An 11397-nucleotide genomic window follows, 5' to 3' on the forward strand; every position below is an offset into this window, starting at 1 on the left:
ATGCCTTCGGCGATTCCGCTCGCAACTTACCGGCTCCAGCTGACTGCGGACTTCGACTTCGACAAGGCCGCCGCGGTGGTGCCTTACCTGAAGGCGCTGGGGATCACACACCTCTATGCCTCGCCGTTGATGAAGGCCCGCAAGGGCTCGACTCACGGCTACGACACGGTCGATCACAGCCAGTTCAATCCCGAGCTCGGCGGCGAGGCCGGATTTGCACGGCTGAGCGAGGCGCTGGCCCAGCACGACCTCGGCCTCATCATCGATTTCGTGCCGAACCATGTCGGCGTGCACTTTGCAGACAATCCTTGGTGGCTCGACGTGCTGGAATGGGGCCAGGCCTCGCCCCACGCGGCCTCATTCGATATCGATTGGGATCAGCTGGCCTTCCGTGCCCGCGGCGGCGTGCTGCTGCCGATCCTCGGCTCGTCTTACGGCGAGGCACTCGAGCGCGGCGAGATCGAGCTACGCTACGATCCCGATGAGGGCAGCCTTTCCGCCTGGTATTTCGAGCACCGCCTGCCGATCGCGCCGGAGCGCTATGGCGAGATCTTGCGGATGATCGTGAAGGAAGCGGACGCTGCCGATACGGTCGCCGGCAAACGCCTGCTCTCGCTCGCCGCACACTACACGGGCTTGCGCCGTCCCAACCGCAAGGAAGCGCCCGCCTTCAAGTCGGAACTGAAGGAGATCGCTGGCAGCGCCGACATCATCACCCACGGCCTAGCGGCATATCGTGCGGCCAAGGACCGCCCGGCGCAAACGCTGGCGCTGCATCATCTGCTCGAGCGGCAGCATTACAAGCTCGGCCATTGGCGGCTCGCCTCGAGCGACATCAACTATCGCCGCTTCTTCGACGTCAACGGGCTCGCAGGCCTGCGCGTCGAGGACGCGAGCACGTTTGCCGCCACGCACCGGCTGGTGAAGCAGCTCGTCGCCGAGGGAAAGCTGCAGGGCATCCGCCTCGATCACATCGACGGCCTGCGCGACCCCGCTCAATATTGCCAACGATTGCGCCGGCTGGTGCGCGATGCGCAAGGCAACACCAAGCCATTCTACACGGTGATCGAAAAAATCCTGTGCGAGCACGAAAAACTGCCGCACTTCGCCGGCGTCCAGGGCACCACCGGATACGAGTGGATGAATGCCATCACCCAGGTGCTGGTGGATGCGAAGGGGCTGGAGGCGCTGGACGAGACCTGGCGGCAGATCAGCAACCGCTCGCCGCAGCTCGGACCCTACGTCAAGGAGGCCAAGCGGCGCGTGCTGGAGACGCTGCTCACCAGCGAATTCACCGTGCTGACGCGCCTGCTCGCACGCATCGCCAACGGCCATTATTCGACCCGCGACTTCTCCGCCGACAGTTTGCGGCAGGCACTCGAATTGTACGTGCTGCATTTTCCGGTTTACCGCACTTATCTGACGCACAGCGGCCCGACGGTGCTCGACCGAAAGCTGATCGATGACACCATCGAACGCGCCCGCGCGGAGTGGTTCGCCGCCGATGAAGGCATCTTCGAGTTCCTGCATGATGCCCTGACCATGGACCTGCTCAAGCCCGGCCGCCCGCCACACAGCGCTCCCCGCGTGCGCCGCTTTGCGCTGAAGGTGCAGCAGTTCACCGGGCCCGTCATGGCGAAGTCGCTGGAGGACACCGCATTCTACCAATTCCACCGGCTGCTGGCGCTGAACGAGGTCGGCGGCGATCCTGCCAGCAAAGGCCTCGCAATTCCCGCCTTCCACGCAGCGATGCGCGCCCGCGCCAAGGAATGGCCGCAAGGGATGACGGCGACCGCGACCCACGACACCAAGCGCGGCGAGGATGCGCGTGCGCGCATCGCGGCGCTCAGCGAAATCCCCGGCGAATGGACCAGCGCGGTGGCGCGCTGGAAGGTGCTGAACGCGTCGCACCTTGCCCTCAACGGCAATCTGCGCGCGCCGTCGACGACGTTCGAATACATGCTCTACCAGACCCTGCTCGGCGCCTGGCCGCTGCAAGGCCCGAATGCGAGCTTCGTCGAGCGAATCCAGGCCTATGCGCTCAAGGCGGCGCGCGAGGGCAAGGAGGAGACGAGCTGGCTCAATCCGCATGAGGCGTATGAGAACGGGGTGAAAAGCTTTATCGAGAAGATTCTCGATCCGGCGCTGTCAGGTGAATTCCTGGATGCGCTGCAGACGCTTGGCCGCCGCGTCGCACAGCTCGGTGCGCTGAACTCGCTGAGCCAGCTCACGCTGAAGGCGACGCTCCCCGGCGTTCCCGATTTTTACCAGGGCACCGAATATTGGGACCTCTCGCTGGTTGATCCCGACAATCGCCGCCCCGTGGATTTTGTCGCGCGCAGCGCGGCATTGACGTCGCTGGACGCGCCGGACTGGAATAGACTGATCAAGAGCTGGCCGGATGGCGAGCTCAAGCTGGCCTGGACACGGCACCTGCTCAAGCTGCGCAACGCGCGCGCAGACGTCTTCGCGCAAGGCGACTACCAGCCGCTGGAGGTGCGCGGCGCGCACGCCGGCCATGTCATCGCCTTCGCCCGCCAGCACGGCCGTGATGCGGTGATCGTCGTGGTCGGGCGGCAGTTCGCGCCCTTCACGCAAGCAGGTCGGGAATGGCCTGCGTTTGACAGCTTCGACGCTACTGTCGACATCAGCGGTTACCAGGCGCCGGGCCTTGCCGGCAACGAATTGCCCGTGGCTCAGGTTTTTCGCGATCTACCCGCGGGCATCATCGAAGCCCGCACCAAAAGCCAGGCCAAATCGCTCCGCCAGCGCGCCCTCGCCTGACCCTCACTTCCCGTCGTCCTTGGTCAACAGCAACTGCCCGCGCTTGCGGATGGTCGCCTGCGCCATCTCGGCAAAGCGCTGCAGCAGCCACGGCAACACGACCTGCACCGCGACATGGTCGTCGGTGACATCGACCTGCCCGCTCGCGATCTGCCCGAGCGCGCGGATGCGAAAATTCATGGTGTCGCCGTTCCAGCGCTCCTCCTCGACCTGCATCACGGGAATGCTGGCCGCGGCACGACCGAGCCCGGTCTTGAGCCGGCGCACCGCCTCCTCGCGGCCCAGACGATGCGGAATGGAGACGACAAGTGGTGCTGACATGGCCTCTGCCCTGTGGTGACGGATCCTCACATAGTCATGCCGGCCGGACGGTCAAAGGTTCCATGCAAGTTGAACCTGTCGTCGCGTTTCAAATCTGGAACTTTAGAACCTGCGGCAAGTTGCCCCCCGCATATCGGACAGATGCAACGACCCTTTCAACAAAGGGCTGGAGGAGATTCGCATGTCTATCGGTACAATCATTCTGATCATTTTGGTCATCGCGCTGCTCGGCGGCTTCAGTGGCATCGGCGGCGGCCCGTTCTACGGCACCGGCTATTACGGCGGCGGCGGCCTTGGGCTCGTCATCATCATTCTGCTGATCCTGCTGCTGATGGGACGAATCTAGGCAGGCCGTCATTTCCGGAGCGCGCACAAGCGTGAACCCGGAATCTCGCACCACAAATCTCTGGATTCCGGGTTTGCGCTCGGCGCAGCCCGGGATGACCTTTTGGAAAGCACCTATTTCGTCCCCGCCAGCTTCTTCATCGCCGCCTTGATCGAGGTGGCCGCATCGTCATAGCCCTCCCAGGCTTTCGAGCGCGCCAGCAGGCCCGGCACCGTCCGCACCGTATATCGCTTCGGATCGAGATCGCTCTTCACCTGCGCCCAGGTCAATGGCATCGACACCGTGGCACCGGCACGCGCACGCGGAGATAGCGGCGCCACCGCCGTCGACATCCGATCATTGCGCAGGTAGTCGAGGAAGATCTTCCCGTTGCGCAGCTTCTTGGACATGTTGAGCAGATAGCGCTCGGGATCGTCATCGGCCATCCACTGGCAGACGCCTTGTGCGAACGCCTTCGCCTCTTTCCAGCTCACCTTGTCGCGCGCGCCGTGAAGCAGCGGCACCACCAGGTGTAGCCCCTTGCCGCCGGTGGTCTTGCAAAAACTCTCCATCCCGACATCGACCAGCCGCTGGCGCATCTCCTTGGCGGCGTCCACGACCTCGGTAAACTTGACGTCCGGCGCGGGATCGAGATCGAACACCAGTCGGCCCGGCGTGTCATAAGCGTCGGGTGCACAATTCCAGGGATGCAGCTCGACGCCGCCGATCTGTGCGACCGCGGCGAGCCCCTCGACGCGATCGATCTGCAGGTAAGGCTTGCGATCGCCCGAGACTCTTGCGAGCTCGAGCAGGTTCGACGTGCCCTGCATGGCATGGCGCTGGAAGAAGCACTCTCCTTTGATGCCATCGGGCGCACGGATCAGCGAGCATGGCCGGCCCTTGAGGTGCACGATCATCCATTCGCCGACGGCCTCGAGATAGCGCGCAAGGTCGAGCTTGGTGACCGGAGCCCCCTCTCCGTCGTCAGGCCAGAGCTCCTTGTCAGGCTTGGAAATAACGACGCCCATCACTTCGGCGGTGCCGGTCGTCTTCGATGACTTGTCAGCCTGCGGCGCGACGCGCTTCCGGGCGGAGGGCTTTGCCAGCTTGGTATCGGCAGGCGTCTCCGCCTGGACCTCCTCGGCCGGCTTGTCCTGCCGCAGGCCCTTGAAGGCTGCCTGGCGGATATTGCCGTCGGCGGTGAAACCGGCGAATTCGATCTCGGCCACGAGCTCCGGCTTGAGCCAGTGCACGTCGCGGGTCTTTTTCGGCGCATTCTTGCCGCCGAAGGGACTTTCCTTGGCCTCCACGGCCTTCAGCGCCGGCATGATCCGAGCGACCTTGTCGGCGCCAAAACCAGTCCCGACCATGCCGACAAAGGCGAGATGGTCGCCACGATGCACACCCGCCATCAGCGAACGGAATTTTCCGTTGGTGGTCTTGTAGCCGCCGATCACGACCTCATGGCCCGCGCGGCATTTCGCCTTGGTCCAGCTCTCCGTGCGGCCCGAACGGTAGGGTGCGTCGAGCTTCTTCGACACCACGCCTTCGAGCTCGAGCTTGCAGGCCGATTGCAGCACCGCATCGCCGCCGCTCTCGAAATGCTCGACATAGCGGATCTGGCTCGACTTCTTCCTGCGCGCCTCCAGCAATTCCTTCAGCCGGTCCTTGCGGTCGCTGAGCGGCAGACGGCGATAGTCGAGGCCCTCGGCAAACAGCAGATCGAAGGCGAAGAAAATCAGGTTCTCGGACTTGCCGTCGGACAACGCGGCCTGGAGCGAGGAGAAGTTCGGCGCGCCGTTGTGGTCGAGCGCGACGATCTCGCCGTCGATGAGCACATCCGGCAGCGCGCCCGCCTCCTTCGCGATCGACGCGAACTTATCGGTCCAGTCGAGGCCCTTGCGGGTCTTCAGCGTCGCCTCTCCGTCCTCGACGCGGAGCTGCACACGGTAGCCGTCGAATTTGATCTCATGGCACCAGCCATCGGCTGCAGGCGGCCGCTCGACCGAGGTGCAGAGCTGCGGCGCGACGAAGTCCGGCATCTCCGAGACCTTCTTGGTCGTTGTCGCGGTCGTCGCCTTCGTATTCGAGGTCTTGGCGCTCTTCAAAGCGGCCCGCGGCGCCGGCTTGAGCGTGCGCCCCTTGGTCTCCTCGGCGCGATTGGATTGCCAGACCGCATCGGCCTTGCCCTTCGTTCCCTTTGCCAGCATGAACGGCTTGGGCGCCCGCCCCTTGCCCCCGGCGATCTGGTCCATGGCGCGCCCGGAGGCCACGGACTTGTCCTCGGCCAGGATATCCTCGTCCTCGCTGGCATAGTCGTCGCGGTGCTTGATCAGGAGCCAGTTGGTGCGTTTCTCGCTGCCGCGGTTACGCATGCGCACCAGCACCCAGCTGCCATGCAGCTTTTCGCCATGCAGGGTGAACTTGAGGTCGCCCTTCCTGAAGCCGGCTTCGGGATCATCGGACTCCCAGGTGCCGCGGTCCCACAGCATCACCGTGCCGCCGCCATATTGTCCTTCCGGAATGGTGCCTTCGAAATCGCCATAGTCGAGGGGATGGTCCTCGACTTCCACCGCCAGTCGCTTGTCCTGCGGATTGAGCGATGGACCCTTCGTCACCGCCCAGGACTTGAAGACGCCGTCGAACTCAAGCCTGAGGTCGTAGTGCAGCCGGGTTGCATCATGTTTCTGGATCACGAAACGCCGCTGTTCTGACGGCGCAACTGCCGCCTTGCCCGACGGCTCGGGCGTCTTTTCGAAATCACGCTTCTTTCGATAGGTGGAGAGTTTTTGCAGCACGACCCGTCCCGCTTCACTTTCGGCATTCAGCCTATCACGGCCAAAGTCCCGCCCGGAACCAAAACCCCGGAGGTCGGTTGGAGTTCCTGAAAGGCCTTGAAATCACTGGAGAATGGAATGGCTCCGCGCGCCTATTGGAAGGGAACGTTGAAGCTGTCGCTGGTCAGCTGCCCGGTCGTGCTTTATCCGGCCACGACGGCGGCCGAGAAGACGCGGTTTCACCTGATCAACCGCGAGACCGGCAACCGCCTCAAGCAGCAGATGATCGACTCCGAGACCGGCGACGTCGTGGAGAGTGACCAGAAGGGCCGCGGCTATGAGCTCTCCAAGGGCAAATATGTCGAGATCGAGCCGGAGGAGCTCGAGGCGGTGCAAATCGAGAGCAACCACACCATCGACATCGAGAGCTTCGTGCCGAGCGAGGAGATCGACCAGCGCTATCTCAATCACCCCTATTACATCGCGCCCGACGGCAAGGCCGCGATCGACGCCTTTGCCGTGATCCGCGACGCCATGAAGGACCAGGATCGCGTCGCGCTCGCCAAGATCGTGCTGACGAACCGCGAGCACATCATCGCGATCGAACCGCTCGGCAAGGGCCTGCTCGGCACCACACTGCGCTTCCCATATGAGCTGCGCGACGAGCACGAATTTTTTGGCGACATCAAGAACCCGAAGATCACCAAGGACATGGTCGAGCTCGCCGGCCACATCCTGCACACCAAGGCCGCGCATTTCGATCCGAGCGAGTTCAAGGACGAATACGAGACCGCCCTGAAGTCATTGGTGAAGCGCAAGGCGAGCGGCAAGACGATCGAGCTGCCGGAGCCGGAGCAACGCCCCAGCAATGTCGTCAGCCTGATGGACGCGCTGAAGCAGAGCCTGAAGGGGCGGGCTGCGAAGAAGACGACGGCGAAGTCGCATCCGCGGCGTGCGACCGGGCGGCACCGTCCTGCGAAGAAGGCGCATCGTTCCACGGCGCGGCACAGGAAGGCCGGGTAGCTCCGCATCATCGCGAGCGCAGCGAGGCAATCCAGACGAGGGACCCTGGATTGCCTCGCTGCGCTCGCAATCACGATGTGGATAGAGCATCGCTCCCGATAGGAACGTCAATCCGCCGCCTTCAGCCGGTACCCGATTCCCGTCTCGGTCAGCACGTATTGCGGCCGCTCCGGATCGGCTTCGATCTTCTGGCGCAGTTGGCGAACATAGACGCGCAGATATTGCGCATCCGTCAGTTCGTCCCAGAGCTCCTTGAGCAGGAAGCGATGGGTCAGCACCTTGCCGGCGTGCTGCACCAGCACGCGCAGCAGGTCGTATTCCTTCGGCGACAGCTTGACCTCGCGCTCGCCGAGCTTGACGATGCGACGAACGAGATCGACCGAGAGATCGCCGGTGCGGAACACCGGGCGCTCGCCCTGCACCTGAAGCTGGTGCCGCAGCGCGGCGCGCAGGCGCGCCAAAAGCTCGTCCATCCCGAATGGCTTGGTCAGATAATCATCGGCGCCGAGGTCGAGCGCCTGGACCTTGCCGGCCTCGTCGCCGCGGCTCGACAGCACGACTATCGGCACACTGTCATGCCGGGCACGGATGGTGCGCAGCAACTCATGGCCTTGAATGTCGGGCAGGCCGAGATCGAGGATGATCAGCGCGGGCTCCTCGGCGAGCTTCTCCAGCGCGATCTTGCCGTTCGATGCCTCCAGGATCTCGTAGCCCTGCGTTGAAAGCCCCATCCGCAGCAATTTGCGGATCGGTGGCTCGTCGTCGATCACTAGGACCTTGATCGGGGCAGCGCTCATGCGGCGGTATCCAATGCTTGGGTCTGTGCTGGGACCGGCAGACGGATGGTGAGAACCGCACCGCTGCGGTCGCTGCGATTGGCTGCCGTGATCGTGCCGCGCATCGCCTCGACGAAGCCGCGGGAGATCGCAAGCCCAAGCCCGGTGCCGGGGCGAACATGGTCGCCCTTCTGAACGCGGTAGAACTTGTCGAACACGCTCTCGACCTCGTCGGCCGGGATGCCGGCGCCTTCGTCGGCGATCTCAAGCACCACCTGATCGTGCTCGCGCCGGCTCTTGATCGCAATCATGGTTTCGGGCGGCGAATACTTTGCCGCATTGTCGAGCAGGTTGAACAGCACCTGCTCGAACAGCACGGCATCGAGCTCGAGCATGGGAAGATCGGCGGCGAGGACCAGCTCGACCTTGTGCGCGGCCAATATCTTGGACGCCCGCCGCAGAGCGCTGCCCACGATCTCGCCGAGATCGTGCAGCGCCGTGTTGGGCACGATGGCACCGGATTCGAGCTTGGTCATGTCGAGCAGATTGGCGATGAAGCGGTTGAGGCGCTCGGACTCATCGATCACGGTCGCGAGCAGATCGCGCTTCTCGGTGTCGGACAGTGCGCCGGCGAGATCGCGCATGGTCGAGGCCGCGCCCAGCACGGAAGCAAGTGGCGTCTTCAGATCGTGTGAGATCGAGGTCAGCAGCGCCGAGCGCAGGCGTTCGGATTCCACCGTGCGTTTGACGCGATCCATGTCCTCGACCAGCAGCACGCGCTCGATCGCGAGAGCGCCTTGGTCGACCAGCGCATCCAGCAGCCGGCGCTGGTCCGGTGTCAGCAAAGGGCCAGTACGGTCGTCGTCGATACCGATGACGCCGATCGGGCCGCGCCCGGTGCGCATCGGCAGGAACAGGCGCTTGGCGCCCGGCAGCGTATCCGAACCGCGGCCGGCGGAGCGGTCATTGCTCCAGGCCCAGTTGGCGGCGGCGAGGTCGGCCTGGTCGAGCTGATCTTCCGGCGGATAGCCTGACTTCACGGTCAAAAGCCCGTCCTCCGGCAGCAACAGGACGACGCGGACCTTCAGCATCAACGCGATCTGATAGGCCGAGGCCCACAGCACGTCATCGAGCGTCGCCGTGCCGGCAAGCTTGCGGCTGAAGGCATAGAGCTGCTCGGTGGTCCTGATGCGGCCGATCGCGGTGTCGGCCTGCGTGCGCACGCGTGCGGCGACGTTCGAGACCAGGATCGCGATCAGCATGAAGAAGAAGAACGCCGCGACGTTGGTCGGATCGGTGATGGTGAAGGTGTAGACCGGCGGCAGGAAGAAAAAATTATAGGCGAGCGAGGCCGCCAGGCTCGCGAGCAGCGACGGCCAAAGGCCGTAGCGCACTGCGACCGCAACCACGGCCGTGAGCAGCACGAGGTCGACGTTCTCGATGCCGAAGCGAGGCTGGAGCAACTCTGCGGCGCCAAGGCCGACCAGCACGACGCCGAGCGATTTCAGATAGGGCAGCGGATTGAACGGCTCGGCCCGCGCCGCGGTCTGCACCGCCGTCTTCGGCACCGCCTCGTCCGTCAGCTCGTCGCCGGGAATGACGTGAACGCTGATATTGCCGGCGCGCCGCACCAGGTCGTGCACGACAGACCCGCGCGTCATCTCGAACCAGCGCGAGCGGGTCGATTTTCCGATCACGATCTGGGTCACGTTGTTGCCTTGCGCGAAATTGATGACGTCGTCGGCGATGCGGCGACCGACGGCGGGAATGGTCAGCGCCTCGCCGCCGAGCGATTCCGCGAGCCGCAGCGTGTCCGCCAGCCGGTCACGCTCCTGGTCCGAGAGCTGGAGCGAGCGTCGCGTCTCGATCGAGATCGCCGTGAACTGTGCATGCAGCCGGTCGGCCAGCCGCTTGGTGTAGCGCACCAGGCCTGCCGCGCGGGGATCCTCGCTGACGCAGACCAGGATGCGCTCGCCCGCGGCCCAGGGACCGGCGATGGCGTTTGCCTGCATGTGAGTGAGCAGCTGCTCGTCGACCCGCTCGGCCGTGCGCCGCAGCGCGAGCTCGCGCAGCGCGGTCAGATTGCCGGGCGAGAAGTAATGCTCGAGCGCCCGCTCGGCCTGCTTGGGGACATAGACCTTGCCTTCACGCAGGCGCTGGATCAGGTCGTCGGGCGTGAGGTCGATCAGCTCGATCGCGTCGGCGCGGTCGAAGATCGAATCCGGCACGGTCTCCCGGACCCGCACATGGGTGATCTGGGCGACGACGTCGTTCAGGCTCTCGATGTGCTGGATGTTGACGGCGGTGTAGACGTCGATGCCGTGGGAGAGCAGCTCCTCGACGTCGAGATAACGCTTGGGATGACGGCTGCCGGCGGCATTGGTGTGGGCGAGCTCGTCCACCAGCGCGATCTTCGGACGCCGCGCGATCACGGCATCGAGGTCCATTTCCTCCACGATCTGGCCGCGATAGTCGAGCCGCTTGCGCGGGACCACCTCGAGCCCGCGAACCAGCGCCTCAGTCTCGGCCCGGCCATGGGTCTCGACAAAGCCGACCACGACATCGATGCCGGCCTTGCGCCTGGCATGGGCGCTTTGCAGCATCTCGTAGGTCTTGCCGACACCGGGGGCGGCGCCGACGAAGATCTTCAGCTTGCCGTTCGCGCTCTCCTCCCGGCGCGCGGCTTCCAGCAGCGCCTCCGGCGACGGTCGTTGTTCGGGATCGCGGCGCTGTTGAACCATCAGGCCAATATAATCATCCTGATATTCCCGGCATAGAGCGCTACTTCGTGGAAGCACGATCCAGCGCGAGATTCAGCGCCAGAACGTTAACCCTGGGTTCGCCAAGCAGGCCGAACAGACGGCCCTGGGTGTTGGCGGCGACGAGCTGCTTCAGTTGGTCCTCCGACATGCTCCGCGCCTTGGCGACGCGCGCGACCTGGAATTCCGCCGCCGCAGGGGAGATATCAGGATCAAGTCCGCTGGCCGAGGTCGTGACAAGATCGACCGGCACCGCGGCATTCGGGTTCTCGGCCTTAAGCCTCTCCACGTCCTCCTTCAGCCGGTCGGCCAGCGCCTTGCTGGTCGGGCCGAGATTGGAGCCTCCGGAATTGGCGGCGTTGTAGGGCGCCGGGACCGTCTTGCTCGAATCATTGGGGTCCGGCGCCAGCGTCGCCGAGGGACGGCCGCGGAAATATTTGTCGTCCTTGAATTCCTGCCCGATGAGGGCGGAGCCGATCACCTTGCCGTCCTTCTCGATCAGGCTGCCTTGCGCCTTGGCGGGAAAGATCGCGCCGGCAATGCCGGTCATGGCGAGCGGATAGGCGAGGCCCGTGATGGCGGTGAGCACCAGCAGGAGGACGATGGCGGGGCGGATTTCTCTGAGCATGTTG

At 64.5% G+C, this 11397-nt stretch carries 8 protein-coding genes; 3 read left to right on the forward strand and 5 right to left on the reverse strand.

Annotated elements, in window-relative coordinates; translation table 11 throughout:
- Positions 1 to 2784, forward strand: coding sequence for a malto-oligosyltrehalose synthase (gene treY, locus ACVIIW_RS01915; protein ID WP_456699191.1), 2784 nt, complete (start codon positions 1 to 3; stop codon positions 2782 to 2784).
- A 3-nt stretch (positions 2785 to 2787) separates the two neighbouring features.
- Here treY and ACVIIW_RS01920 read toward each other — a convergent pair whose 3' ends face one another.
- Positions 2788 to 3105, reverse strand: coding sequence for a polyhydroxyalkanoic acid system family protein (locus ACVIIW_RS01920; RefSeq protein ID WP_092237566.1), 318 nt, complete (start codon positions 3103 to 3105; stop codon positions 2788 to 2790).
- 181 nt (positions 3106 to 3286) lie between these two features.
- Here ACVIIW_RS01920 and ACVIIW_RS01925 point away from each other — a divergent pair, with 181 nt between their 5' ends.
- Positions 3287 to 3451 carry a DUF3309 family protein gene (locus ACVIIW_RS01925; protein WP_084298933.1) on the forward strand — a complete coding sequence of 55 codons (165 nt, stop codon included), beginning with the start codon at positions 3287 to 3289 and terminating at the stop codon, positions 3449 to 3451.
- 113 nt (positions 3452 to 3564) lie between these two features.
- On the opposite strand, the gene ligD is transcribed toward ACVIIW_RS01925, so the two are convergent.
- Positions 3565 to 6228 (reverse strand): DNA ligase D, encoded by a 2664-nt coding sequence (gene ligD, locus ACVIIW_RS01930; protein ID WP_456699192.1) that lies wholly within the window; start codon positions 6226 to 6228, stop codon positions 3565 to 3567.
- A gap of 117 nt (positions 6229 to 6345) precedes the next feature.
- Between ligD and ku the strand changes: the two genes are divergently transcribed.
- Positions 6346 to 7230, forward strand: a complete 885-nt coding sequence (gene ku / locus ACVIIW_RS01935) for a non-homologous end joining protein Ku (RefSeq protein WP_456699193.1) — start codon at positions 6346 to 6348, stop codon at positions 7228 to 7230.
- A 107-nt stretch (positions 7231 to 7337) separates the two neighbouring features.
- Here the strand turns inward: ku and ACVIIW_RS01940 are convergent, their stop codons facing one another.
- Genes ACVIIW_RS01940 through ACVIIW_RS01950 form a run of 3 tightly spaced genes read right to left on the reverse strand, consistent with a single transcriptional unit; the run spans position 7338 to position 11393 of the window.
- Positions 7338 to 8027 (reverse strand): response regulator, encoded by a 690-nt coding sequence (locus ACVIIW_RS01940; RefSeq protein WP_456699194.1) that lies wholly within the window; start codon positions 8025 to 8027, stop codon positions 7338 to 7340.
- A complete protein-coding gene (locus ACVIIW_RS01945) occupies positions 8024 to 10747 on the reverse strand; it encodes a DUF4118 domain-containing protein (RefSeq protein ID WP_456699195.1) in 2724 nt (907 codons plus the stop codon). The genes ACVIIW_RS01940 and ACVIIW_RS01945 overlap by 4 nt, the downstream gene beginning before the upstream one ends.
- Before the next feature lie 40 nt (positions 10748 to 10787).
- Positions 10788 to 11393 (reverse strand): K(+)-transporting ATPase subunit C, encoded by a 606-nt coding sequence (locus tag ACVIIW_RS01950; protein ID WP_456699196.1) that lies wholly within the window; start codon positions 11391 to 11393, stop codon positions 10788 to 10790.
- Positions 11394 to 11397 lie beyond the last annotated feature (4 nt).

Source organism: Bradyrhizobium sp. USDA 4449, from assembly GCF_054056275.1.

Coding starts and splice junctions, on each gene's coding strand:
- treY (WP_456699191.1), top strand. CDS start 1: ATGCCTTCGGCGATTCCGCTCGCAACTTACCGGCTCCAGCTGACTGCG.
- ACVIIW_RS01950 (WP_456699196.1), bottom strand. CDS start 11,393: ATGCTCAGAGAAATCCGCCCCGCCATCGTCCTCCTGCTGGTGCTCACC.
- ACVIIW_RS01920 (WP_092237566.1), bottom strand. CDS start 3,105: ATGTCAGCACCACTTGTCGTCTCCATTCCGCATCGTCTGGGCCGCGAG.
- ACVIIW_RS01940 (WP_456699194.1), bottom strand. CDS start 8,027: ATGAGCGCTGCCCCGATCAAGGTCCTAGTGATCGACGACGAGCCACCG.
- ku (WP_456699193.1), top strand. CDS start 6,346: ATGGCTCCGCGCGCCTATTGGAAGGGAACGTTGAAGCTGTCGCTGGTC.
- ACVIIW_RS01925 (WP_084298933.1), top strand. CDS start 3,287: ATGTCTATCGGTACAATCATTCTGATCATTTTGGTCATCGCGCTGCTC.
- ACVIIW_RS01945 (WP_456699195.1), bottom strand. CDS start 10,747: ATGGTTCAACAGCGCCGCGATCCCGAACAACGACCGTCGCCGGAGGCG.